The sequence below is a fragment of the Polyangium sp. 15x6 genome (genome assembly GCF_029960785.1).
Taxonomy (GTDB): Bacteria; Myxococcota_A; Polyangia; order Polyangiales; family Polyangiaceae; genus Polyangium.
In genome coordinates this window covers 15,099-41,214 of sequence record NZ_JASBQE010000032.1, presented here as the reverse complement: position 1 = coordinate 41,214, position 26,116 = coordinate 15,099, and the positions used below count along the sequence as shown (strand labels likewise).

15 protein-coding genes are annotated in these 26,116 nt (G+C 68.9%); 8 read left to right on the top strand and 7 right to left on the bottom strand.

Annotated elements, in window-relative coordinates; translation table 11 throughout:
* Positions 1–34 precede the first annotated feature (34 nt).
* Positions 35–685 carry a signal peptidase II gene (gene lspA, locus QHF83_RS23680; RefSeq protein ID WP_282420186.1) on the bottom strand — a complete coding sequence of 217 codons (651 nt, stop codon included), beginning with the start codon at positions 683–685 and terminating at the stop codon, positions 35–37.
* A gap of 111 nt (positions 686–796) precedes the next feature.
* Between lspA and QHF83_RS23675 the strand changes: the two genes are divergently transcribed.
* On the top strand, positions 797–3,136 hold the full coding sequence (locus QHF83_RS23675; RefSeq protein WP_348980463.1) for a DEAD/DEAH box helicase: 2,340 nt from the start codon (positions 797–799) through the stop codon (positions 3,134–3,136).
* Between the two features lies 1 nt (position 3,137).
* Here QHF83_RS23675 and QHF83_RS23670 read toward each other — a convergent pair whose 3' ends face one another.
* Both QHF83_RS23670 and QHF83_RS23665 read right to left on the bottom strand, forming a co-directional pair.
* Positions 3,138–3,650: a hypothetical protein gene (locus QHF83_RS23670; protein ID WP_282420184.1), complete on the bottom strand. Its 513-nt coding sequence runs from the start codon at positions 3,648–3,650 to the stop codon at positions 3,138–3,140.
* A gap of 19 nt (positions 3,651–3,669) precedes the next feature.
* Positions 3,670–5,079 (bottom strand): sulfatase, encoded by a 1,410-nt coding sequence (locus QHF83_RS23665; protein WP_282420183.1) that lies wholly within the window; start codon positions 5,077–5,079, stop codon positions 3,670–3,672.
* Positions 5,080–5,296: 217 nt separating this feature from the next.
* On the opposite strand from QHF83_RS23665, the gene QHF83_RS23660 reads away from it, so the two are divergent.
* Positions 5,297–7,315: a DUF4139 domain-containing protein gene (locus tag QHF83_RS23660; protein WP_282420182.1), complete on the top strand. Its 2,019-nt coding sequence runs from the start codon at positions 5,297–5,299 to the stop codon at positions 7,313–7,315.
* A 352-nt stretch (positions 7,316–7,667) separates the two neighbouring features.
* Here QHF83_RS23660 and QHF83_RS23655 read toward each other — a convergent pair whose 3' ends face one another.
* Positions 7,668–9,494 (bottom strand): aconitase family protein, encoded by a 1,827-nt coding sequence (locus QHF83_RS23655; RefSeq protein ID WP_282420181.1) that lies wholly within the window; start codon positions 9,492–9,494, stop codon positions 7,668–7,670.
* Positions 9,495–9,864: 370 nt separating this feature from the next.
* On the opposite strand from QHF83_RS23655, the gene QHF83_RS23650 reads away from it, so the two are divergent.
* The 6 genes from QHF83_RS23650 to meaB all read left to right on the top strand — a co-directional run bounded on the left by QHF83_RS23650 (position 9,865) and on the right by meaB (position 17,562).
* Positions 9,865–10,221: a hypothetical protein gene (locus QHF83_RS23650; RefSeq protein WP_136934686.1), complete on the top strand. Its 357-nt coding sequence runs from the start codon at positions 9,865–9,867 to the stop codon at positions 10,219–10,221.
* Complete coding sequence (aroQ, locus tag QHF83_RS23645) at positions 10,218–10,679, top strand: type II 3-dehydroquinate dehydratase (protein ID WP_282420180.1); 462 nt, start codon at positions 10,218–10,220, stop codon at positions 10,677–10,679. Before QHF83_RS23650 ends, aroQ begins: the two co-directional genes overlap by 4 nt.
* A gap of 127 nt (positions 10,680–10,806) precedes the next feature.
* On the top strand, positions 10,807–11,265 hold the full coding sequence (gene accB, locus QHF83_RS23640) for an acetyl-CoA carboxylase biotin carboxyl carrier protein (protein WP_282420179.1): 459 nt from the start codon (positions 10,807–10,809) through the stop codon (positions 11,263–11,265).
* 31 nt (positions 11,266–11,296) lie between these two features.
* Positions 11,297–12,634: an acetyl-CoA carboxylase biotin carboxylase subunit gene (gene accC / locus QHF83_RS23635; RefSeq protein ID WP_282420178.1), complete on the top strand. Its 1,338-nt coding sequence runs from the start codon at positions 11,297–11,299 to the stop codon at positions 12,632–12,634.
* 118 nt (positions 12,635–12,752) lie between these two features.
* Positions 12,753–16,532 (top strand): FAD-dependent oxidoreductase, encoded by a 3,780-nt coding sequence (locus QHF83_RS23630; protein WP_282420177.1) that lies wholly within the window; start codon positions 12,753–12,755, stop codon positions 16,530–16,532.
* Positions 16,533–16,545: 13 nt separating this feature from the next.
* Positions 16,546–17,562, top strand: coding sequence for a methylmalonyl Co-A mutase-associated GTPase MeaB (gene meaB / locus QHF83_RS23625; RefSeq protein WP_282420176.1), 1,017 nt, complete (start codon positions 16,546–16,548; stop codon positions 17,560–17,562).
* On the opposite strand, the gene nth is transcribed toward meaB, so the two are convergent.
* From nth to QHF83_RS23610, 3 genes are all read right to left on the bottom strand, one after another.
* A complete protein-coding gene (gene nth / locus QHF83_RS23620; protein WP_282420175.1) occupies positions 17,559–18,419 on the bottom strand; it encodes an endonuclease III in 861 nt (286 codons plus the stop codon). The genes meaB and nth overlap by 4 nt on opposite strands.
* Before the next feature lie 105 nt (positions 18,420–18,524).
* Positions 18,525–20,279 (bottom strand): Fic family protein, encoded by a 1,755-nt coding sequence (locus tag QHF83_RS23615; protein ID WP_282420174.1) that lies wholly within the window; start codon positions 20,277–20,279, stop codon positions 18,525–18,527.
* A gap of 326 nt (positions 20,280–20,605) precedes the next feature.
* Positions 20,606–25,942 (bottom strand): serine/threonine-protein kinase, encoded by a 5,337-nt coding sequence (locus tag QHF83_RS23610; RefSeq protein WP_282420173.1) that lies wholly within the window; start codon positions 25,940–25,942, stop codon positions 20,606–20,608.
* Positions 25,943–26,116: the final 174 nt, after the last annotated feature.

Genomic DNA, 26,116 nt, shown 5'->3' with positions numbered 1-26,116 from the left:
CCGAGGCGTGTCGGCTGTCCAGTGTCGAATTGCCTCACGCCTCTCCCGGAGGCAGAGGCGAAGGCGGCGCGGGGCTCGCGGTCAAGGGCTCGGCAGGCGGCGCCGCGGGCTCGCCCGAGCCGCCGCGCGTCTTGCGGGACAGGAACGTGTCGAGGGCCATCAGCAGGACGCCGGCGACGATGGCGATGTCGGCGACGTTGAACGTGGGCCAGTGGATCTCGCGGCCGTTCCGGACGACGTAGAAGTCGATGAAGTCGATGACCGAGCCGTAACGGATGCGGTCGACGAGGTTGCCGACCGCGCCGCCGAGCGCGAGGGGCAGGCCCCAGCGCATGGCCCACTGATCGCGGTGGATGCGGCGGTAGACCGAGACGATGAAGACGATGGCGGCCGAGGAGACGAAGAGGAAAAACGGGCGCCGGAGGTTCTCGGGCAAGCTCCGGAGGAAGCTCCAGGCCCCGCCCGGGTTCAGCGTGTAGATGAAGTCGAAGTGATCCTTGATCACCTCGATGCTCTTCGCGCGGCCCTTGTCTGCCCCGGACAACGCGGCCTTCGCCCAGCCCTTCGAGGCGAGATCGGCCGCGGCGGACACGACCGTGACCACGGCGAGGAAGAGCAGGGACGGGCGGTAGGCGTCGTTCGGGGGCGCCTCCGCGCGCGTTTCCTCGGCGTCTTGTCCGGTCATGGGTCGACCATGTGTACGCGATGGGCCATGGACCTGCAAAGCGGCCCAGAGGCCTCCTTGTTCCCCGGGGCATGGTGGCGCACCGCGGTACATCCGTTTAGTATGCGCGCCATGCCGCTGCCGCCGTGGAAGCAGCCCGTGGGCGTCGATGCCGTGATCGAAGGCTGGCTCGCCTCCGGGTACGTGCGCCCTTGCCTCACCGCCGATCGGGCCCTGCCCGCATCCGAGGGGGACTACCGCGACATCCCCGCCGATCTGCCCGACGCGCTGCGCCGCGCGCTCGCGTCACGCGGGATCACGCGGCTCTACGCGCACCAGGCCGAGGCGCTCGCGGCCGCGAAGGAACGCAGGCACGTGGTCGTCGCGACGCCGACGGCGAGCGGCAAGAGCATGTGCTTCCACCTGCCCGTGCTCTCGTCGCTCATGGCCGATCCCGACGCGAGCGCGATCTACCTCTATCCAACGAAGGCGCTCTCCCGGGACCAGGAGGCCGGGGTGCAGAAGCTCATCCGCGACGCGGGGCTCGCGATCCCGGCCATCGTCTACGACGGGGACACGCCGGGCGACGCGCGGCGCGCGGCCCGCGAGCGGAGCCCGATCGTCATGACGAACCCCGACATGCTGCACGCGGGGATCCTGCCGCATCACGCGCACTGGGCGCGCACGTTCCAGCGGCTCAAGTACGTGGTGCTCGACGAGCTGCACACGTACCGCGGCGTCTTCGGCTCGCACGTGGCGCACGTGCTCGCGCGGGTGCGGCGCGTGGCGCAGTTCCACGGGTCGGATCCGATCTTCCTGTGCGCGACGGCGACGATCGGGAACCCGGGCGAGCACGCGTCGCGGCTGCTCGGCGTGCCGGAGGATCGGATCCGCGTGCTCGGCGAGTCGGGCGCGCCGCGCGGGTCGCGTCGGCTCTTCGTCTACAACCCGCCCGTCGTGAACGCCGAGCTCGGCGTGCGCGCGAGCACGCTCAAGGCGTCGGTGCACCTCGCGGTGGATCTCATCCGGGCGCGCGTGCCGACGATCGTGTTCGGGCAGTCGCGCAACTCGGTGGAGATCATGCTGAAGTACCTGCGTGATCGCGTGGGCGACGAGGTCGGGCCCGACGCGATCATGGCGTACCGCGGCGGGTATCTGCCGGAGACGCGGCGGCGCGTGGAGCACGGGCTACGCGAGGGAGAGATTCTTTGCGTCGTGGCCACGAACGCGCTCGAGCTCGGAATCGACATCGGCGAGCTCGACGCGGTCGTCTGCGCGGGTTACCCGGGCAGCATCGCGGCGACGTGGCAGCGCTTCGGGCGCGCGGGAAGGCGCGGCGGCACGAGCATCGCGGTCATGGTCGCGAACTCGACGGCGCTCGATCAGTACCTCGCGACGAACCCCGAGTACCTCCTGCGCGGCGAGATCGAGCAGGCGCGGATCGATCCGGAGAACACCGAGATCCTGATCCAGCACCTCAAGTGCGCGGCGTTCGAGATGCCGTTTTTGCGCGGCGAGGACTACCGCGGCATGGATCCCGAGAACACGGAGGCGGCGCTGCGTTTCCTCGCCGGGCACGGCGTGGTGCACGAGTCCGAGGATCGGTTCCACTGGTCGACGGACGCGTACCCGGCGAACCACGTGAGCCTACGGACCGTGGGCTGGGACAACTTCGTCATCATCGATCGGGCCCAGGGCAAGGTCCTCGCCGAGCTCGACTTCCGCTCGACGCACACGATGCTGCACGAGCAGGCCATCTACCAGCACGACGGCGAGCAGTACCAGGTGGAGAAACTCGACTACGAGAACCACAAGGCGTTCGTCACGAAGGTCGAGCCGGACTACTTCACGACGGCGATGACGAAGCGCAAGGTCGCTGTCATCGAGGAGAGCGCGCGCGCGCCGCTCGGCCGGGCCATGTCGGGCTGGGGCGAGGTGAGCGTCGTGGAGAAGATCGTCGGGTACAAGAAGATCAAGTTCCACACGCACGAGAACACGGGCTACGGCGACGTGCGGCTGCCCGACATGCAGATGCACACGACGAGCTTCTGGCTGACGGTGCCGGAGGAGGTGTGCATGGAGCTCGGGCTCGGCCGCGCCGCGGCGATCGAGGGGATGCGCGGGATCGCGGTCGCGCTGGAGACGGTCTCGACGCTCGCGCTGATGTGCGATCCGCGGGACATCGGGCAGACGCTCGGCGACGGCGGCGACGACGAGAACCAGCCGCCGCAGGCGTCGGGCGGTCCGCACGCCGGGTTCGATCCGACGATCTTCCTCTTCGACAACGTGCCCGGCGGCGTGGGTTTGGCCGAGCGGATCTACGAGTCGGCGCACGAGCTCGTGGCGCGTACGCGGCAGCTCGTCTCACGCTGCACGTGTCAGGCCGGGTGCCCGATGTGCGTGGGCGCGACGAGCGGAGACGGGATCCGGAAGAAGGCGGCGCTCGGGCTCCTCGCCTCCATCTTTCACTGAGTCAATCGTCGCGGCCGGCCGCGTCGTCGTCGTCGTCTCCGATGTCGGCGACGCGCGAGTGATCCTTCGTGAGGGGCGGGTAGAGGTTGTCCACGAAGGCCTCCGAGACGATGCCGGCGATCCGCGTGTCCATCTCGCACAGATGGGCGCGTAGCTCCGCGATGGCGAGCTCCAGCGCGGCTTTCAGCGTGCGCTGTCGCGGCAGCGACTCACGCTCCATCGCGGCCGTCGCCTCGCCGAGGCGGTCGCCCTTGGAGGCGCGCACCTCGAAGGTCGCCGCGCGGATCGCGCCGCGGTAGCGCACGCGCTCGCGCTCCAGGAAATCGCGGTACCCCTTCACGGCGCCGGAGAGCTCCTGGATGCAGTTGTCGAGCCGCCCGAGCTCCTTGCGCAGCGCCTTCTTCGGCTCGGCGTCGAGCCCGCTGTGCTCCACGTGGGCGGCCAAGGTCGCGTAGATCTCCCGCGCCCACCGTAGGTGACGGAGCCCCGACGCGCCTCGCGTGAGTTTGTCCACGGCTCGTCGCTCCCTTCCTTCAGCAGGGCTTCTTCTTGTTCTTGCCCTTGAGCTTCTCGCGCATCTTCGGACAAACGTCCTTGATCGTGCCGCTCTTTTCCTTGTACGCGGCCTTGATCTTCTCGAACTCGTCCGCGTTCTTCTTCTTGAGATCCACCTTCTCGGCCGGATCGTCCTTCAGGTTGAAGAAGCGGTAGCCCGCGTCGTCGCCCTCGGCGATGAGCTTGAAGTCGCCGCGCACGAAGGCCCGGCGGCGATCGTTGTCGCTCGTGCGCGGCAGGTCCTGGATCACGTCGCGCTTCTCGGGATCCTTGCCGTAGAGCTCGGGCACGAGGCTCGTGCCCTGCATGGCCGGATCCTTCGGCTGACCGAACATCTCGAGGATCGTGGGCGCGAGATCCACGCCGCTGCGCGGCTCGTCGATCTGGCGAGGCACGATGCCCGGGGCGCGGATGATGAGCGGCACGTGCGTGAGCACGTCCCAGAGCTCGAAGCCGTGGCGGTACATGCCGTGCTCGCCGAACGCGTCGCCGTGATCACTCGACACGATGATCGCCGTGCGCTTGCCCCACTCCTGCGAATCGACGAACTCGAAGAGCTTGCCGAGGTGCTGATCGGTGAACGTGACCTCGGCGTCGTACTTGTCGCGCGTCGACTTGCCGTACGGGCCGATGCCGTCGTGCGGCATGTACTGATCGTGCGGATCGAGGAAGTGGAACCAGGCGAAGAAGCGGCCGCCCGTGTTCGCCTTCTCCGAGAGGATCTTCTTCGCGAGATCGACGTGCTGCGGGCTCGTGACGTTCTTGTCGGTGGTGTTGTCGACCGAGAGGCCCGGGATGATCTCGTAGACGTCGAACCCCTGGCGGAAGCCGGCCTTTTGATCGAAGTAGAAGTGCGCGTGCGCGGTCAACGTGCGCACGCCGGCCTTCTGCAGAAGCTCCGGGAACATGAGCACGCTGTCGGGATAGTTCCCGAAGAAGTAGCCGCTCCGCTCGAGCTCGCTCGGATACCGGCCCGAGAGGAAGCCGCCGAGGCTCATCGCCGTGTACGAGGAGACGGCGTAGAACCGCGAGTACGAGACCGCGGTCTTCGCGAACTTCGTGAGCACCGGCGCGATGTCGCGCGGGTAGCCGAGCCAGGGCATGTCGGCCCGCAGGCTATCGACCGTCACCACGAGGACGTTGAGGTCCTTGGGGAGCCCCGTCCCCTTCGCGTCGGCCGGCGCGTCCTTCGGAGCCTCGGCGGCGGTCGCGGCGGCCGGAGCTGCGCTCGCGGCGGGCGCGGTCGAGGTGGCGGGCGCGGCGGCGCTCGTGGTCTCGGCGGCCGGGGTGGCGGCGGGCTTCGGCGGCTGGGATTCGCCGTTCTGGGTGCAGGCAGCGGAGGCCCCGACGAGGGCCAGGAACGCGGTACAGCGCAGAGCAGAGGGCATGGCGCCGGCTATCTACCCCCGTTCGTGCCGGACGGCCGCGAAAACAACACACTTTGGTGTAAGGCCACGTATCCTCGCGCGTTCGAGGCAACGAATGAGCCGCTTTTCTCACTTTCGACTGGGCGCTGTGGGTGGGTTTCTCCTTCTGGCCTCCGCACTCCCCCTCGCGGGATGTGCGCGGGGACCGGACGTCGCCAGCGGTCTCGCGCTCCGGCGCGTGGTCATCTACCGCAACGGCGTCGGGTACTACGAGCGCGCGGGGCATGTGGACGAGGCCGAGGTCGCGTTCAAGGTGCGGACCGAGCGCATCGGCGACTTCCTCGCCACGCTCGCGGTGATGGAGCAAGGCGGGAGCAGCGTGCGCAGCGCGTCGTTCCCGGTGGAGCTCGACAAGGACAAGGACGAAGGCGACGGCGAAGAGGAGGATGAGGACAGCGAGGCCGAGCCGCCCGCGCCCGAGCCTCGGTACGGCATGCCGATGCCGCCGCCGCAGCCGCCGAAGCCGCCCAAGAAGAAGAAGGGCGACGGCCGCGAGACGGTGCGGCTGACGCTCGACGGCGAGGAGCACGATCTCGTGGTCGGGTACGTCGCGGAGACGCCGGTCTGGCGGCCCTCGTATCGCCTGGTGATCGGCAAGGCCGAGAGCGCCGGCACGGGGAAGGCAGACCTGCAGGCCTGGGGCATCGTGCAGAACCAGTCGGGCGAGGACTGGAAGGGCGTACGGCTTTCGCTCGTCGCAGGCGCGCCGCTCGCGTTCCAGGCGACCCTCGACAAACCCGTGGTGCCGCCGCGCCCGGTGGTGACGGATCAAGGCGAGGTGATCGCGTCGGTGCCCGTGGGCGAGACGAGCCTGCCCACGATGGCGCCTGCGGCTCCTCCGCCTCCCCCGGCCATGCCGATGGACGCGTCGCGGACCGAAGAGGGCGGCGAGAGCCTCGATGGTCTGCTCGCCGAGGCCGAGGCCACGAAGGACGAGGCGGCAGACGGCGATTTCAGCGGTGAGGGCCGCGGAAGGGAGGCGACGCGCTCGTCGGCGACGCGCTCGGCGCCCGCGAAGAAGGGCCGCGTCGCGGCAAACTACGGCGGCGGATATCCGGCCACCGGCGCCGCGGCCGCACCCGCGCCGTATCCAAGGGAGATGCCGCCCCCGGTGACGCCGTCGAACCCGCGCAACGTGAACGCGCTCGCGGCCGTCGCGATGGAAGGCGGCACGACGCGTTACGATCTCCCCTTCGCCGTCGATATCCCGAACAAGAGCGCGACGATGGTGCTCTTGCTCGCGCAAAGCGTGCCAGGCGAGGCGATCTTCCTGTTCTCGCCGGACGGCGGCGTGCGCGACTCGTTCTCGCATCCGTTCCGCGTCGCGCGCTTCACGAACAACACGAAGGGCATCCTCGAAAAAGGGCCGATCGCGGTGTTCGACGGCGGCGCGTTCCTCGGGCAAGGCATGGTCGATCCGCTGCCGCCCGGGGCCGTGGCGACGGTGCCGTTCGCCCTCGAACGAGGTCTCGCCGTGACCACGGATCGCACCGAGGACGAGCTCAGCGCGCGTCTCGCGAAGATCGAGGCGGGGCAGCTCTACATCGAGCGCGACTGGGTCTACCACACGAAGTACACGATCAAGAACGGCACGGACTCCGACGCGAAGACGCTCGTGAAGCACGCCCGGATGCCCGGTACGCGGCTCGAGAATCCGCCCAAGGGCACCGAAGACAACGTGGGCACGGGCAGCGCGCTCGTCCCGCAGACGACGCCGAAGCGCGGGACGAACGTGCTCGACGTGGAGGAGCGCCGCAGCTTCACGCGCCAGGTCGACGCGCTGTCGCAGCTCGCCGACGACGCAGTGAAGGCCTACATGAACGATGCGCGCGCCGACAAGGTCGTGGTGGCGGAGCTGAAGAAGGCGTGGGACGCGCGCGGGAAGCTGCGGACGGCGCTCGACGAGCGAAACAAGCTGCAGTCCGAGCAGAACACGCTGGAGCGCGAGAGCGAGCAGCTCCGGAGGAACCTGAAGGCGATCGAGAAGATCAAGGACGACCCGCGGGACACGGTGTCGCGGCAGAACACCGAAAAGATGCGGCAGGACTTCACGGATCGTCTCGGCAAGGCGTCGACGCGCCTCGGCGAGATCACGAAGCGGCTGACGATCCTCGAGATCGAGGTGAACGAGCAGTCGGTGCGGCTGCGAGATATGCTCGCCTCGATCAAGCTGGAGAAGGCGCTGCCAACCCCGTGACGTGAGATGCGCGGGGCGTTGCCCCGCACCCCAGCAGGGGGCTGTCCGCCCCCTGCACCCCGGACCAGGCACGGCCTGGACCGAGGGCGGAAAAACCGCGCGATGCGCGGTTTTTCCGAAGGGCCCGGGGCAAGACCACGAGCGGCGTTGCCAGCTGAAACCCAGCCTTGAGCAGGCACGTCGTCGCCGCTGTCTCGACAGGCAAGGTCGTCACCGGTCTTGCCACGGCCCGTTCGATGAACTGCGCATCGCGCAGTTCATCGACCCCGGGTCCAGCGCTTGCGCTGGTCCGGGTCCAGGGGTGGACAACCCCTGGTCGGGGTCCGGGGTGAAACCCCGGCGCTACGCTGCCTCAGGCCTTCGAGGCCTTCGAAGACCCTGGCGAACGCGACGTGCCCGCGTGCGTCCACGTCCGCTCCGCGCCGAGTGCGAGCCAGGTCATCTCGATCGTTTGCTCTCCAACGACTGCGCCGACCTTGTCGCCCCACGCTGCGGGCTCGGGCAAGGAGAGGCTCTTTTGCCCCTTCAAGCCGTCGAGCGACGTGGGTGGCACCTCGAACGTCGCGATGCCTTCGCTCGCGAGCGCTCCTACCGCGGTGCTTGGGACGAATGGCGCGACGACGGCGCGGAGCGCGGGCAGATCGATCGTCTTCTCCACGACGGCGCGGACCTCGTCGAGCGAGCGCAGCACGACCACGACGCCGCCCGCGATGGGCGGACCCCCGGGCGTCGGTTGCGCCTCCGTGGATTTGCCGTTCGAGCCTGGCCGCGACGCGCCTTCGACCAGAGCGAGCACGAGCGGACCCTTCCACGACGCTGGCGGCGGCAACGCGGGCGACTTGCCTGCGGCCGTGCCCTCGCCCTTCTTGTCGCGCAGCACGAGCACGTCGTCGGTGGGCAGCGCGCGCGGCACGGTCACGCGCACGGGGCGCTTGAACGAGCGCGGATCGCCGACGGTCCCCGTGGCCACTGCGTACGCGAGCGTCTCGGCCGAGGCCACGACGAACGACGGCACGCCTGGCACGCGCGGCGCTGGCTCCGCCGTGCGGAGCGAGATCGTCCCCGCCGGCGGCGGATAGAGCTCCCCCGTCACGACGCGCCGATCGGGCTCGATGATGCGCGCGCCCGTGGCCACGAGATCCACGAGCGCGCCCGACTGCGCGAGGACCTCGAGCACCTGGCGCGACGGCGGCGCGACGAGCAGGTCGAGCCGGGAAGGAACACGCTTCGACTTGAGGAGGAGCGCGGCCGCGAGCATGTCGCGCAGGGTCACGCCGGAGTCGCCGCCGAGCACGACCTGGCCCACGGGTTTGCCTGCGAGATCCCGCACGGGTCGCACGACGCCCGCCTCGTCCATGAGCAGCGGATCCACCGTGCTGAGATCGAGCGAGACGACCTCTTCGCACGGCGCGCCCGGATCGGGGACGAGGGCGCGGTGCGCCTTGGATCGGCGCTGATCTCGAAGGAAGACCTCCGTCTTCTCGTCGCTCACGAACAGGGCCGCGGCGGCGCCGACCTGGGGCGCGATGCCGCAGAGCACCGCGCGCTCCGCGACCGAGAGCAGGCGCGCGCTCGGCCCCGCGAACTCGAGCACGACGGGGGCGTGATGCTCGGCCTCGATGCGCCGCACGATCTCGTCGATGCCCCGGCGCAGGAGCTCGAGCGCCACGTCGCGCGCGCACACGAACGGGCGCACGCGGCCCGAGAGGTGGATCTGCACGCTGCGTGGTGGGCGCACCCAGGTCGAGCCTGTCGCGAGGGCCTGGCCGAGCTGGCTCGGGGAGACCACGAGGGTCAGCATCCCGACTCCGCCGACGGGGGCGAGGCGCGCGTCGTCCGTGAGCGCGAGCCTCGCTGGCGCGGCGAAGCGCTCGAGGTGCACGGGCGCGGGAAAGCCGATGCCGCCGCGGGCGATGGGCACGTTGTACGCAGGCAGCTCCGGCGAGACGGCTTGCGGCGCGCCGGCGGCCACGTCGGCGAGGGCGCGCGCGTCGGTCACGCAGGTGCCGTCGTAGGCCACGGCCATCTCGACCGGGGTCTTCTTCATCCCGGCGGAGAGCGCCTCACCGAGGGCCCGGTTGGGCGATCGCGACAGGATGATCTGATCGACCTTGACCTGGACCAGATCTCCTCGGAGCTGCGGATCGGCGGCGCGTCCCGCGAGGATCTTCTGGGGCATCGTGCGGGGCGGATCCCCGGCTCGTGCGCGCATTTCTTTGGGCCGTCCTTCTCGTTCGGATACGTGTGGACAAACCAGGTGCCACCGCGATGGGACGGTGGGCACGTAGCCGCGACGCACGTTAGCCGCTTGACGGGACGAGGGTCAAGCGCCGGTTAGGGCGGGCCCGTAGGTGCGGGAATGGCCCGGTTGGCATCGGGATGCAAGAGGCAAAAGTGGCTCCCTGGAGACTGCCCGGACGATCGGAGGACGGAAAGCGCGCCTGGCCGGACGGACGTCCTGGGGTGCCAGGCCGCAAATCCGAGGCTCTTCGAACGAACCTCCCCTTTCTTTTTCCCGTCCGCCTCGGGTTTCGCTAAGGTTTCAGCCCATGTTCCAGAGCGTCCTCAAGGAGGTCGTCGAAGGCACCGAGGGTGGCATCGCCAGCCTCCTGATGGATTTCGAGGGCATCCCGGTCGACAGCTACTCGAAGCCCGACGCCCCCTTCGACATCAACACGATCGGCGCGGAGTTCAGCGTCGTCATCAAGTCGATCCAGCGTGCGGCCCAGATGCTCGAGGCCGGCGATACCGCCGAGATCGCCATCGAGGCTGCGAAGGTGACGACGGTCATCCGCGTGCTGAACGAACGACACTTCGTCGCAGTCTCCGTACGGCCCGACGGTAACGTCGGCAAGGCACGGTACATGCTGCGCGTCAAAGCGCCGGTCCTGCTGAAGGACATGTGAGCACCTCGCCGAAACGCATCCTCGTCATCTCGGGGCCGAACCTCGACAGGCTCGGCAAGCGCGAGCCTTCCATCTACGGCACGACCACCCTCGACGACATCCACAAGGCCGTCGAGGAGGTCGCGCGGAGCGAAGGCGTTCTCGTGTCGTTCCTGCAGTCGAACCACGAGGGCGAGCTCGTGACGGCCATCGGACGCGCCGCGGACGAAGGCTTCCACGGCATCGTCATGAACGGCGCCGGGCTCACCCACACCTCGGTCGTGCTGCACGACGCCATCCGCGCGAGCGGCCTGCCCGTGGTCGAGGTGCACATCACGAACACCGCGGCGCGCGAGCCTTTCCGTCACCACTCGATCACGGCCGGCGCGTGCCTCGGCACCGTCGCCGGCTTCGGTCCCGCGTCGTACGTGCTCGGCTTGCTCGGCCTCGTCTATCACCTGCAGCAGCGTGAAAGTTGACGTCCAGCGTCACAGCGCCGACACCCTCGAATCCCCTTCCTTTTTGCCATCCTTCCGCTAGAAAGCACCCCGACTCCGGCGGGTCGCTTCCTGGAGAGCGGCCCCCACCGCGCGGGAACGGATTGGCATGAACATCGACCTCAAGCAGCTCCGGACGCTGCTTCGCGTCCTCGAGAAGCGCAACGTCACCGAGTTCGAGTTCGAGGACGAACACGTGCGCATCAGGCTCGCGCGCGGCGTGGGTGGTGGCGCGCGCGTCGTCGCCTACGAAGAACGCCCCGAGGTCGCCCCCGGCGCTCCTCCGCCCCGTCCCGTCGAGGCCACGAGGGCCGAGAGCGACGAGAAGTGCGACTTCGTCACCTCGCCGTTCGTCGGCACCTTCTACCGCTCCCCCTCCCCCGACGCGCCGCCCTTCGTCGAGGTCGGGAGCGCGATTCGAAAAGGCCAGGCGCTCTGCATCATCGAGGCGATGAAGCTGATGAACGAGATCGAGTCCGACAGCGACGGCACGCTCGTCGAGATCCTCGCCGAGAACGGCAAACCCGTCGAGTTCGGTCAGAAGCTCTTCAAGATCCGGAAGGCCTGAGCGCCGCACCGGCAGAGAGGAGGTAGGCGTCTTGTTCGGCAAGATCCTCATCGCGAACCGCGGCGAGATCGCGATGCGCATCCTCCGGGCGTGCCGCACGCTCGGGATCCGCGCGGTCGCCATCCACTCGGACGTCGACGCGAGCGCGCCGCACGTGCGCTTCGCCGACGAGGCTGTGTGCGTGGGCCCGGCCGATCCGCGGCGGAGCTACCTGAACATCCCGCAGATCATCGCCGCCGCCGAGATCACGGGCGCCGACGCGGTCCACCCGGGCTACGGCTTCCTGTCGGAGAACGCCGAGTTCGCCGATCTCTGCCGGCGCTGCGGCCTGACCTTCATCGGCCCCACGCCCGAGGCGATGCGCCTCTGGGGCGACAAGGTCCGCGCGCGGGAAGCCGCGAAGAGGTTCGGCTTGCCGCTCCTGCCGGGCACCACGGTGCTCCGCGACGGCGACGACGCCGCGGCGCAAGCGGCGCTCGTCGGCTACCCCGTGATCCTCAAGGCCGCGGGCGGCGGCGGCGGTCGCGGCATGCGTGTCGTGCGCGAAGAGAGCGAGATCCGCCGCGCCTTCGAGACCGCGACGAGCGAGGCGCTGGCGGGCTTCAAGAACCCCGACGTCTACCTGGAGAAGTTCGTCGAGGAGCCGCGGCACATCGAGCTGCAGGTGCTCGGCGACAACCACGGGCACATCTTCACGTTCGGCGAGCGCGAGTGCTCCTTGCAGCGCCGGCACCAGAAGATCATCGAGGAAGCGCCGAGCCCGGCCATGACGCCGGACAAACGGGCCGAGCTCTCCGCGGCGTGCACGCGCGCGCTCATCGAGACCGGCTACACCTCGCTCGGGACGCTCGAGTTCCTGATGGATGAGCAGGGGAATCTCTACTTCATGGAGATGAACACCCGCGTCCAGGTCGAGCATCCGGTCACGGAGATGGTGACGGGCATCGATCTCGTGGAGAACCAGATCCGCGCCGCCGTGGGGGAATCGCTCAACCTCCCGAGCGGGCGCGCGCTCGGCTTGCGCGGACACGCGATGGAGTGCCGGATCAACGCGGAAGATCCACGCACGTTCGTCCCCTGGCCGGGCCTCATCACCGAGTACCTGCCGCCGGGCGGCGGCGGCGTGCGCGTCGACTCGGGCGTCTACGGGGGCTTCCGCGTGCCCAACAACTACGACCCCATGCTCGCGAAGGTGATCACGCACGGCGCGACCCGCGCCGAAGCGATCGCCCGCATGCGGTCGGCCCTCGACGAGTTCATCATCGGCGGCATCCGCACGAACATCCCGCTCCACCAGGCTCTCCTCAGGGATCCGGATGTGGTCGCCGGCAAGATGTCTACCCGCACGATCGAGCGACTGCGATTCTAGGAAAAGTACGAACGAGCCGGACAGGCGTGAGCGAATCTCGACGAGTCCCCTTCAATCGTCGGGGTGGCTTCCCCATATTTCATCGCTAAAGACAGCTGTCACGACAGGAACGCTGGTGATGCAAGACGGTCTGCAAGTCGACTTCTCCTCCTGGGTGAACGCCACCTCCGAACCCTCCGAGCTTGTCCTCGGCGAGCCCGGGTTCGTGTACGCCGATCTCTTCGACGCCGGTCGCCTGGCCGAGCTCACGGGGCGGTTTTACGCGTACTTCGAGGCTGCGGATCCCACGGGGTACGAGCGGTTCTCGAAGTACCGCGCGTGCCAGGGGAACGGCATGACCGCCGAGGAGATCTCGGAGGCCTTGCTGGCCGGCGCGCCGCACCTCTCCCGCTTCGTCGTGCGCCTCTTCGGCGTGGAGCGCGAGGCGGAGGCGCTCGCCGCGGGGGCCGAGGAGCGCTCGCCGCTCTGGGCCTTCAAGAAGGATTTCGCGAAGAAGCGCCTCTTCAAGACGGGCGCGGGCAAGGCATGGAAAGGCACGGCCGTCGAGGCCGCGCACGCGGCGCGGCGCGCGCTCGCGGCGGTCGGCGCGGACGCGAGCCGGCTGGAATGCGGATCCGAAGCGGAAGAGCTCGCGGTCGCGTCGGCGACGCTCGTGCTCCTCACGATCGACGATGTCGCGCGCAAGGCCGCGAAGGCGGGCGGCGCCGCGTGGACGCCCGAGCTCCACGAGAAGGCCGCGAAGGTGCGGGCCGTGATCGCCGCGGATCCGATGCTCACGCAGGTCGCCGCGGGCGCGGTGGCCGTCGCGGGGGATACGCCCACGGACGCGGAGGACGCCGTGATCGTCGCGTTCGCCCTCGACGCGGTGGAGGCGTGGCTCGCGGCGCGGCGCGTCGATCACCACGATCCTGCGCGTCGCTGGTCCTCGCTCAAGGCCCCGGCGACGCTCGACCACAACCAGCTCGTCCAGCTCCGCCGCGCGGACGACAAACTGCCCGAGCTCTTCGTCGGGCCCGAGCACGAGCGGCGTCACCGCGACGGCTTCGCGCTCACCGATCGGCGCGGGACCGCGCGCGAGGTCGAGAGCGAGGTCGACTACTGCCTCTACTGCCACGATCGCGACAAGGACTCGTGCTCGAAGGGCCTGCGCGACAACAAGACCGGCGCGATCAAGCCGAACCCGCTCGGCGTGACGCTGAACGGCTGCCCGCTGCACGAGAAGATCAGCGAGATGCACGTGATGCGGCGGAGCGGCGACTCCATCGCGTCGCTCGCGCTCGTCTGCATCGACAACCCGATGCTGCCCGGCACTGGTCACCGCATCTGCAACGACTGCATGAAGGCGTGCGTCTACCAGAAGCAGGAGCCGGTCAACATCCCGCAGATCGAGACGAGCGTGCTCACGGACGTGCTCGGTTTGCCCTGGGGCTTCGAGATCTACGGCCTGCTCTCGCGCTGGAACCCGCTCAACGTGAAGCGGCCGCATCCGCGCCCGTACATCGGCAAGAACGTGCTCGTCGTCGGCCTCGGGCCCGCGGGCTACACGCTCTCGCATCACCTCGCGCTCGAAGGTTTTGCGGTGGCGGCGGTGGACGGCCTCAAGATCGAGCCGCTCCCGGTCGAGCTGACGGGTGATGCCACGCGTCCTCCGCGGCCGGTGAAAGAGTACAAAAAACTCTACACGGAGCTCGACGAGCGCATCCTGCTCGGGTTCGGCGGCGTGAGCGAGTACGGCATCACGGTTCGTTGGGACAAGAACTTCCTGACGGTCCTCTACGTCACGCTCGCGCGTCACCAGAACTTCCGCGCCTACGGCGGCGTGCGGTTCGGCGGGACGCTCGATCTCGACGATGCGTGGAAGCTCGGCTTCGACCACGTCGCGATCGCGGCGGGCGCGGGCCGGCCGACGATCATCCCGCTCAAGAACAACGTCGCGCGCGGCATCCGCAAGGCGAGCGACTTCCTCATGGCCCTGCAGCTCACGGGGGCTTACAAGCGCTCGTCGCTCGCGAACCTGCAGGTGCGCCTGCCCGCGATCGTGATCGGCGGCGGCCTCACGGCGATCGACACCGCGACCGAGCTCATCGCCTACTACATGATCCAGGCGGAGAAGACGGACGCGCGCGTGGCGAAGCTCATCGCCGAGCGCGGCGAGGCCGCCACGATGGCCTCCTTCGACGAGGAGGAGCGCGAGTTCGTCCAGGAGCAACGCGCGCACGCGGCGCAGATCCGCGAGGAGCGCGAGAAGGCGCAGCGCGAGGGCCGCGCGCCGAACCTGCAGAAGCTGCTCGACGCGTGGGGCGGCGTCTCGCTCGTCTACCGCAAGCGCGTGATCGACTCGCCGGCGTACCGCCTGAACCACGAAGAGGTCGCGAAGTCGCTCGAGGAGGGCGTGCGGTACATCGAGAACATGGCGCCGGTCGAGGCGGTCCTCGACGAGCGCGGGCACGTGCGCGGCATGATCTTCGAGCGCCAGAAGGTCGACGAGGCCGGCAAGTGGACCTCGAGCGGCGAGATGATCGAGCTCTCGGCGCGCAGCGTGTGCGTCGCGGCGGGCACGAGCCCGAACGTGATGTACGAGAAGGAAAAACCCGGCACGTTCGCGTTCGACAAGAAGAAGCAGTACTTCCAGCCGCACAAGGCGTTCGTCGACGAGGCGGGAAAGCTCCACGTCGAGTCCGTGGCGGATCCGCGCGAGGGCTTCTTCACGAGCTACAGCGACGGCGCGCACGCGGTGAGCTTCTACGGCGACAACCACCCGTACTACGCCGGCAGCGTGGTCAAGGCGATGGCGAGCGCGAAGGACGCGTATCCGCACGTGGTCTCGCTCTTCGCGAACGACATCGCGCGCCTCGGCGAGGAGCCGCAGGCCGCGCGCGACGAGCGGCGGCGCGCGCTCTACGCGAAGCTCGACGACGACTTCAAGGCCGTCGTCGTGAAGGTCGAGCGCCTCACGCCGACGATCATCGACGTCGTCGTGCGCGCGCCCGCCGCGGCGCGGAAGTTCGAGCCCGGCCAGTTCTACCGGCTGCAGAACTACGAGGCCTTCTCGAAGGTCGTCGAAGACACGCGCCTCGCCATGGAGGGCATCGCGCTCACGGGCGCGTGGGTCGACAAGGAGAAGGGCCTGCTCTCGCTCATCGCGCTGGAGATGGGCACGTCGACGCGCCTGCTCTCCTCGCTTCGCGTGGGCGAGGAGGTCGTGGTCATGGGCCCGACCGGCACGCCGACCGAGATCCCCACGGGCGAGACGGTGCTGCTCGCGGGCGGCGGCCTCGGCAACGCGGTGCTCTTCTCGATCGCGAAGGCGCTCAAGGCGAGCGGCGCGAACGTCGTGTACTTCGCGGGCTACAAGAACGGCGAGGATCTCTTCAAGCAGGAGGAGATCGAGGCCGCGACGGACCAGGTCGTGTGGTGCACGGACGCCGGCGCGGAGATCGCGCCGCGCAGGCCCGCGGATCGGCACTTCCGCGGCAACATCGTGCAGGCGATGAAGGCCTACGCGGAGGGCGCGTTCGGCGGCGAGATGTTCAAGCTCTCGCAGGTGAGCCGCATCATCGCGATCGGCTCCGATCGCATGATGAACGCGGTGCGCGAGGCGCGGCACGGCGTGCTCGCGCCGCACCTGAACCCGAAGCACGTGGGCATCGTGAGCATCAACTCGCCGATGCAGTGCATGATGAAGGAGGTCTGCGCGCAGTGCCTGCAGCGCTGGGTGGATCCGGAGACGGGCAAGGAGCAGTTCGTCTTCACCTGCTACAACCAGGATCAACCCATCGATCGCGTGGACTTCAAGAACCTGTCGGCACGCCTCCGCGCGAACAGCGCGCAGGAGAAGCTCACGAACATGTGGCTGGATCGGCTCCTCGCGAAGAAGCCCGATCTCAGGCGGATCTAGGAGCAAGCGCGCCGTGCACCCGCTCGCCGAGAAGGTGCTCGCCCGGGACATGCGTGGCACGGCCCGGGCCTGCCGTTTGGCCGACGATCGCACCGGGGACTATCTTACGGTCCTGAAGGATCTGTTCCCGCACACGGGCCGCGCCTGGACCATCGGCGTGACGGGCAACCCCGGCGCGGGCAAGAGCACGCTGACGGATCGGCTGATCGCGGTCTTCCGCAAGCAAGGCAAGCGCGTCGCCGTGGTGGCGATCGATCCGACGAGCCCGTTCTCCGGCGGCGCGATCCTCGGCGATCGCATCCGAATGCAGGCGCATTTCAGCGATCCCGAGGTGTTCATCCGATCGCTCGCGACGCGCGGCGCGCTCGGCGGTTTGTCGAGGTCGGCCGCGGACGTGATCCGCGTGCTCGACGCGTGGGGCGCCGACGTGATCCTCGTGGAGACGGTCGGGGTCGGTCAGGACGAACTGGAGATCACGCGCACCGCCGACACGACGCTCGTCGTGATGGCGCCGGGGCTCGGCGACGACGTGCAGGCGATCAAGGCAGGCCTGCTCGAATGCGCGGACGTGTTCGCCGTGAACAAGGCGGATCGCGAGGGCGCGGACACCGCGGTGCGGGACCTCGAGCTCATGATCGCGCTCGGCGGCGAGGTCGTGAAGGCGGGCGTGCACAGCCGCGGGCACGCGGCGGGGACGCTCGACATCCAGAAGCAGGTGGTGCGGCACGACGCGAACAAGTGGGTGCCGCCCGTGGCGCGGACCGTATCGACCCGCGACGAGGGCGTGGCCGCGCTGGTGACGCAGCTCGAAGCGCACCACGCATGGCTCACGGGCACGGAGTCAGGCGCGGCGCGGCGGTTCGAGCGGCTCCGCGAGGCGATGCGCACGCAGCTCCGCGAGGCGTTGCTCGATGCGGCGATGGGCGAGCTCGGCGGCGCGCTCGACGACGCCGCGCAAGCCGTGGCGCATCGGCAGACCGATCCGTACACGGCCGCCGAGCGGCTCGTGACCGCGTTTCGCGGCCGTTAAGCCCGTCCGCTCCCCTTCCCTTTCGCAGCCGCTTTCTTCGGCGCGATCCGCGTCGCTCCGCCCTTCTTCACGACGACCTTCTTCGCGGTCGCCTTCGTCGCCTGCTTCGCCACGGCCTTCTTCGTGGCCGCTTTCTTCGTGGCCTTTTTCGGCGCCGCCTCGATGACCACGGCCGGTCGCTTCCTCGGCGGCTTGCGCCCCACGTTCTCCGCCGCGAATGCGCTCGGGCACGCGTCGTTCACCCCGCACGCCGCGCACGCGGGCTTCTTCGCGAAGCAGACCCGCCGCCCGTGGAAGATCAGGACGAGCGACAGCATGTTCCAGTCCTCGGGCGGAAACAGCGCGCAGAGCGCCTTCTCGATGGTCTCGGGCTTCTGCTCCGTGGTCCAGCCGAGCCGCTGCGACAGCCGCTGCACGTGTGTATCCACCACGACGCCCTCGGGCCGGCCAAACGCGACGCCGAGCACCACGTTCGCGGTTTTTCGCCCGACGCCGGGCAACTCGACGAGCTGGGCGAGCGTGCGCGGCACCTCGCCGCGGTGCTTCTCCACGAGCTTCTTCGCGAGCCCGACGATGTTCTTGCCCTTCTGGTTGAACATCCCGAGCCGTTCGCGCAGGAGCGCCGCGACCTCGGCGACCGGCGCGTTCGCGAGCGAGGGCGCGTCGGGCCAGCGAGCGAACAGCTTCGGCGTGATCTGATTGACCAGCACGTCCGTCGTCTGGGCGCTCAGCACCGTGGCGACGAGGAGCTGGAACGGGTTCACATGGTCGAGCTCGCAATGCGCGTCCGGGTGGATCACGCGGAGGCGCCTGAATGTTTCCTGCGCGAGCGCGTGCGGCTGGTTCGTCGCGGTCATGCCTCGGGTTCCGGTAGAAATGGCCATCGCCCCGCGATCTCGCTCGGTACGAGCGACATCGGCGGGGCGATGGTTTTACCTTCTGGAACCCCGTTTGTCTCGGGATCAGCTCACGAACGCGCGCTTTCGCGTCTCGTACTCGTCGAGGAGCTTCTCCACGCTGGAGAGGGCGTTCTCGACGGCCTCCTGCACCATCTGGAGCACGGTCGTGGCCGAGCCCTTGAGCGCCTCGTAGTAGCGCTGGCGCTCGGTCGAGTGGATGATCGACGGCGGCAGGCCCGAGCGGATGAGCAAGAGGTTCATGAACAGCCGCGCGACCTTGCCGCTGTCCGACTGGAAGGGATAGACGCGCAGGAGATCGTAGTGGGCGCGGGCCGCGATGCGCAGGCCATTGCGGGTCTTGCGCGTCTCGGGATCGTTCAGCCAATCCACGATCTGCCGCACCTTGTAGGCGATCTTGTCCGGCGGCGCATACTCGTGGAAATACAGCCGGTGCTGCGGGATGTCCTTGCGGTACTTGACGGTCTTGATGTCTCCCTCTTCCGGATGGAGGATGAGGTAGATCTTCTTGATCACGTCGATCGTAATGGGCAGCTTCTTCTTGCCGTAATCGCGGACGAACTCGATCGCCTCCTTGTGGCGGCGAATGTCGTCGTAGGTCGGCTGAAGGTTCGTGTCCGAGACCGGCGGCGCATAACCGGAGAGCGCCGTGCGTAGCTCCTCGAACGTGTACACGACGCCTTCGAGCGCGCTGTCGTGGAAGATCCACGACATGTCGAAGCGGTCCGTGTAGTTCTTCTGGAACTCCTCGCTCTGCGAGGTCAAGCGCTTTTCGATGACCTCGGAGCGCTCCTCGATGGTCGCGCGGCGCTGCGGGGGAAGGAGCGGCAAGGGGAGCGCCACGACGCGCGGCGCAGGCTCGCGCACCGCGATGAGGCGGCCCTCGCGCGGCTTGTCGGCCTTGAGGAGCTTGCCCTCTTTGCCCTTCTTCTTGTCCTTCTTGTCCTTGCCGCCCTTTTCCTTGGCGACCGGCTCTCGCTCCTCGACCGGCCTCTCCTTGGCGGCCTTGCCCTTCTCCTTGAGCGGGAGGGCCTTGGCCTTTTCCTTCGGAGCCGGGGCCTTCTCGGCCTCCTTCTCCTTGCGGGCTTCCTTGTCCTTCTTCGCCGCCTTCGCCTTCCGGAGGGCTTCCTTGGCGGCGAGCCGCTCGGCCTCCTCCGCCTCGCGCGCGGCGCGGGCCTTGGCGGCGGCCTCGGACTTCCGGGCCTCCTTGGCCTCCTTGGCCTCCCTCGCCTCCCGGGCCTCGGCGGACTTCTTGCGGGCCTTCTCGACGGCGCGGACCTTCGCGGCCGGGCGAGCTGGGCGCTTCGGGCGGGCCGGCTTGGCGACGCGCTTTGCCGGGCGGGCCTTCGCGACCGGGCGGGCGGCGCGTTTGACCTTCGCGAGCGCGGCCTTCTTCTTGCGCGGGATCGCGCGCGCCTTCTGACGCTCCGCCGCGCGGGCGGGTTTGCGCGCGACCTTCTTCGACTTCTTCTTCGCGATGGCGCGCTTGACCCTCTTCTTCGCCGGGCTAAGCGCCTTGCGGACCGGCGCGCGTTTGGCCCGGACGACCGCTACCTTTTTCTTCGGCTTCGCCGCCTTTGCCTTCTTCGCGGCCGCGCGCTTTTTCACCACGGCCACGCGCTTCGTCGCGCGCGCGGCGGCGGCCTTGCGGACGGCCTTCTTGGCGGCTGGCTTCGCTCGCTTCGTGGCCTGCGCACGCGGCTTTTTCTTGAGCTTTGCCGCCGCGGTTTTTCGCGACGGGGCTGCGCGCCGACTCGCCTTGGCTCGGGTAGCTGCCTTCTTCTTGGTGTTCTTGGCCAATTTACGGGTCTTTTTAGCCGCCATGGAGCGTGATTCCAGCGGTCGCTCGGAGAACCCCCCGCGGCGACACGGCACGATGAGTCTGTCGGGCCCCTCGGGGCCCGTGCGACGGGGCGTGAGGGTAGCAACCAAGGATTTTGCCCGTCAACCGCTGTTCTTGCACGAACGGCGCTGACTCGTCGCCCCAATTCGTACCGCCCCGGCCCAGAAGCGCGCAAAAGGGCCGCTCGGTGCCCTGTTCGACGCTCGGGGCGCCGGGTCGCCTGACGGCGCCCTTCGCCCCAAACCCCGAGATCGGCCCTTTCGAGCTGGTCGAACGGAGACGATCAGGCGTCGATGTTGATGCCCAGCTTACGACGGATCGCGAAATAATCCTCGCCGACCGAGAACAGAACGAGCTCCTTCAGGCGCTCCTTCTGCGGCACGGCGCTCGCGGAGTCGTCGGCGGCCTTGATGATTTCCTGTGCAATCTCGAGGTCGTTCGCCACGACGAAGCCCGCGCGATCGGCCGTGAGGTCGACGCCCGCGACCCACTTCTTGAGGTCGATCGCGCCGGCCTGGAGGAGCTTCGTGACGGCGCTCGCGAGCTCGTCGCGCCGCGCGCCCGTGATCACTGCCTCGATGACCGCGAGGTTCTCCTTCACCGGACCCTCGATGTCCTTGGAGATCGGGAAGTTCGGGGAAATGAGCTTGATCGCCGCGAAGAGCCACGCCCGGAGCCCCGTGCCCGTGGGGACGAGGTAGCGGAGGTACATGCCGGGCCGGTAGTACGTGAGGTGGCGGCTCGCGATGAACGCGCCCATCTGCGGAGGGACCTCCGTGGCGAGCGCGGCAGCGCCGAGCACGATCGCGGGGTTGTGGGCGTGGAGGAACGAGAGGCCTCCCGGATCCATGGGATTCTGGAAGCAGAGGGGCAACTCGAGGCCCAGCACGCCGGCCGCGAAGACGATCGTCTGCGAGAGCGGGTACGGGTGCCGCATGAGGTCGATGGCGTAGGCCATCTGGTAGCCGAGCGCCTCCAGAGGCTGGCCGTTCTTCATGATCACGGCCGGCTGGATGACCGCGAAGACGTTCGTCAACAGCGGGTCGGCGTCCGGGTGCGTGAGGTTCGTGAACCAGTCCTCCTCGCCGAGCGGGACCTGCGCCGCGGCCGCCGTGTCCGAGCGCATGCGCTTGAAGAAGCGCTCCTCGTCGGGCTCGGCGAAGCTCATCAGCGTGAGGGCCTGGCAGAGGCAGTACGCCGAGTCCGCTTTCTTCGACTCGGTGTAGAGCTTGCGCAGGAGCTTGTACGGCTCGGGGCGGTAGGGATTGCGACGGAGCAGGAGCGACTGCGCCGCCACGGCCTTGTCGAGGTACTGCGCGGGGTCGCTCGCGTAGAGCTTGGCGAGCAGCTCCTCGCGCTCGTGGTTCTCGGGATCGAGCGTCTGCGCGGCCTCGTACGCGTCGATCGCGTCGGCGATGGCGCCGAGCTTGTCCTTGTAGAGCGCGCCGAGCTTCTCCATCGTGGCGAGCACCTTCGCCGTGTCGTTGCGCTCGGTCGCTCGCTCGAGATCGACGCGCACGAGGCGCTCGACGCCCTCCCAGTCGCCCTTCTGCTCGCGGACCTCGATCGCCTCGGCGAGCGCCTTTTCGAGCGAGGGATCGAGCTCGAGGACCTGGTCGTAGTACTCGATCGCCTTGTCCGAGTCGCCGAGCTGACGCCAGCTCACGATCGCGGCGGTGTGCATGTACTTCGCCTTTTGCCGCTTGTCGTCGATCTTGCTCGCGAGCTTGAGCACGACCTCGATGAGCTTCGACCAGTCCTTCTCCTCGCTGTAGAGCTGCATCAGCTTGGTCAGGATCTTCCGATCGTCCGGGCGCTCGTCGAGCGCGGCGACGTAGCTCTTCGCCGCGCGGGTGCGATCGCCGAGCTGCGCGGCCATGATGTCGCCGACGTCGAGGAGCAGCGCGACGCGCTCGTCGCCGCTGACGACGTCGATGCGGCGCATCTTGAGGCGGATGACCTCCTCCCAGTCCTTCTTCGCCTCGTAGAGCCGCACGAGCGCCGCGATCGGCTCGGGCGCCTCGGGCATCAGGTCGGCCGCGTCGAGCAGCGGCGAGACCGCCTCCTCGACCTCGCCGAGCGAGAGGCGTGCCTGGCCGAGGTAGAGCATCGCCTCGGCGCGATCGACCGGATCGAGCTTGTCGCCGAAGCGGTTCGTGAGATCGACGTAGAGCGCGGCGCTCTCCTTGTACTGCTTGGCGTCGTAGCGGACCTTCGCCGCGCGGCGGATCGCCTGCGGGACGTCGGGCGCGAGCGCGAGCAGCGTCGGGAGAACCGAGACGGCCTTCTCGGTCGAGCCGATCTTGCTGAGCGCGTCGATGTAGTGGCTGACCACGTCGAGCGCGAGGTCCTTCGGCATCGCGTCGGAGCGGTTCGCCAGCGATTCGAAGTGCTTGGCCGCCTCGACGAAGCGAGATGCGTTGAAGGCGATCTCGCCCGAGACGTAGAGCGCCTTCATGTTCGTCGGATCGAGGTCGATCGCCTTCGTCGCGGCCGCCTGGGCGCGGTCGGTGTCCTTGAGCTTCTCGTGCAGGAGGAAGGCCATCTCGCCGTAGTGGCGCGCCTTCGCGAGGTTGCCCTCGGCGGCCTCGATCTCGCGGCCGAGGAGCTCGACGGCGCTCGTGGCGTCGCCGCGCGCGAGGTAGGCGGCGCGGAGCGCGGTGGAGGCCGCGACGTTGCCGGGCTGCGCGTCGAGGGCCTTCTTGTAGCGCTCGATCGCGCCGTCGCGATCGCCCTTGTCGTCGAGCAGCTTGGCGGCGCGGATCCAGAGATCGGCGCGCGTCTCGGGCGTCGTGGCCTTGACGGCGAGCGACTCGATCGCGGAGAGCGCGGCGAGCGCGTCGCCGGTCGCGGCGCGGACGTTCGCGAGCGACTCGAGGGCGCCGCCGTGCTGCGGATCGATCTCGATGACCTTCTCGTACGCCTTCGAGGCGCGCTCGGGCGAGCCGACCTGCTCGACGAGGACGCGGCCCATCGCGAGGAGCTGCTCGATGCGGCGCTTGTCGTCGGTGACGATGCGGAGGAGGCGCTCGTAGAGCGAGACGACGTCCTCCCAGCGCTCGAGCGCGCGGTAGTGCCGCATGAGCGCGGTGAGCGTTCCCTCGTGCGCCGGATCGATCTGGAGGATCGCCTCGTACGCCTCGGCGGCCTTGCCGTGATCGAGGAACTGCTCGTCGTGGATGCCGGCGAGCCGCTCGTAGAGGTTGATCTTCTGGCGCGGCGTCGCGCTGATCGCGATCTGCTTCTCGATGTTGCCGACGAGCTCCTTGTAGCGGCCCGTGCGGTTGTAGATGCGATCGAGCCCGCGCAGCGCGGTGAGGCCGTGCGGGTCGACGTCGAGCGCGGCCTCGTAGCGGCGCGTGGCCTCGCCGAGGTCGTTCAACTGATCCTCGTAGAGCTCGGCGACCTTGCAGATGGCCTCGACGCGGGCCTCGCCGCGGAGCGCGTCGGCGCGGCGCTCGAGGATCTTCGCGTAGCCGGCCCAGTCCTCCTGGCGGTGGTAGATGCGACCGAGCGCCTCGGCGGCTTTGTCGTTGCTCGGGTCTTCCTGGAAGATGTGCTCGAAGAGATCGCGGGCGCGCGAGGCGTCGTTGAGCCGCGTCTCGAGGACGTCGGCAGCCTCGGCGCGGATCTCGCGGGAGCGCTCCGGCGTCGCGGCGCGATCGGCGCGGGTCTGGAGGATCTGGCAGAGCTCCTGCCACTGCTGCGCGCGACGGTAGAGCTGCGCCATGCCGTCGAGCGCGCCGTCGTGCCCGGGCTCCGCCGAGAGCACGGCCTGGAAGCAAGGAAGGCCCATGTCGGGCCGCGCGATCTTCTCGGAGTACCAGCGCCCGAGCAGGTTGAAGAGCGCGATCTTGTCCTCGGTCGACATCTCCGCGCTGGTCGTCGCGGTGCTCAGGATCTGGAGCGCCTCGGCCCAGACCTTCATGTCGCTGCCGGCCGAGCGCTCGAGATCCTTCGCGTAGTCCTGGTTCTGCGGGAGGATGGAGAGCGCCTGCGCGAAGGCGAAGACGCCCTGCTCGACGTCCTCGAGCTCGCGCACGTAGAGGCGGCCGATCTCGTTCAGCGCGCGCGCCCGCGCCGGCGGATCCTGCGCCTTCTCGCTGCGCTCGAGGAGCATCTCGACGACCTCCTCGTACTTCTTGAGCTGCCTTCGGACGTCCTCGAGCGCGCTGAACGCGACGTCGTCGTCCTCGTCGAGCTCGACGATCTGCTGGAGCACGCCCTCGGCCTTCTCCAGATCCTTCGCGACGTTCTCGTACGTGCGGGCGGCGCGGAAGAGGAGCTGCTTCTTGGTCTCCGCGGCCTTGATCTTCTCGCCCGCGCTCTCGCCCTCGTCGACCTCGGAGGCCGCGATGACGAAGGCCTCGGCGACCTTGTGCGGATCCGCGCCGTCACGCGAGGCGCTCTCCAGCGCGAGGGCCGAGTCGTGATCCGTGGGATCGGCGAGGAGCAGATCGGCGAGGTCGTTGATCTCCTCGTCGGTGAAGGTCTTGCCCTTGGGCGCTTCCTCAGCGCTCTTGGCCGTGGGATCGACGAGGTCGAGCGCGCCGCTCACGCCCTTGGGGCGCGCGCTCGGGTTCTTGTCGAGCAGGCGCGCGATGATCTCGTCGAGCTCCTTGTTGACCCAGCCCTTCGGCGCGATCGAGGAAGTTGCCGGCGCCTCGCGGACGAGGTGCGCGGCGGCGACGTCGGCGCCGGTCTCGCCGTTGAACGGAGGCTTGCCCGCGAGGAGCTCGAAGAGCATGGCGCCGAAGCCGTAGATGTCGCTCTGCGCGTCGAGCGCGCCGGCGCGGATCTGCTCGGGCGAGAGAGCGCGGGCGAGCGTGGGGACACCGAAGGGACCGCCCACGCCGGCGCCGAGGCGATCGCAGCCCACGTCGACGAGGTACGCGCGGACCTTGCCGCCTTCGCCGCGGCCGACGAGCACGTTCTCGAGCTTGATGTTGCCGTGCACGACGCGCGCCTCGTGCAGCGCGGTCAGGGCCGAGAGGACGGAGCGGACGATCTCGCGCGCCTCGTTCATGTGCAGCGCGCCCGTGCGCGTCACGCGCGCGGCGAGCGGCTGTCCGTCGATGGGCGCGTATGCGACGTACGCGTGGCCCGAGACGACGCCGGCTTCGAGCGACGCGGGCAGGCCCTCGTGCTGCACCTTCGCGGCGAGACGAACGGCCGTGAGGAAACGCTGGAGAGCGCGCGGACCGGAGGCGGCGTCCTTGCGAAAGACCTTGAGGATCCGCTCCTCGGGCTTGTCCTCGCCCTCGACTTTCCGGGTCGCGGCGTAGACGACGGCGCGCGGGCCCTCGCCGATCTTGCGCGTGACGGTGAAGGCGCCGAACGCCTCGCCGGCTTTGATCTCGGTGTCGGCGCTCGTGCCCTTCTTCGCGAGCTCGCGCAGCTTCGCGTCGGCCTCGGGCCTCACGGCGAAGATCGCGTCGAGCAGCGCGCCTTCGGCGTCGTTCTCGAAGCAGCGATCCGTGAGAGCGCGCGCGAAGGATGCCTTCGAGACGGCGCCTCCAACCTGGGCCGGATCGAGCCCGAGCAGCTCGCTCGACAGCGCGGTCATTTCATCGAGCGAGAAGAGGCGCTCGAGCTCACCTCGGACGATATCGATCGACATGCAATCTCCTCGGATCCTTCGCGCGGGCGTCCTCGTCTGGTCATCGTTCGGTCCAGCCGAACCGACCAGGGCGTCCGCGGGCGGGCGTATGCTAGCCAAAGGTCCGGTCGTTCGCGAAGAACAACCGACGCAAAAGCACGGATCTTTACGAAGGACGCGAGCCCGGAAAGTTGA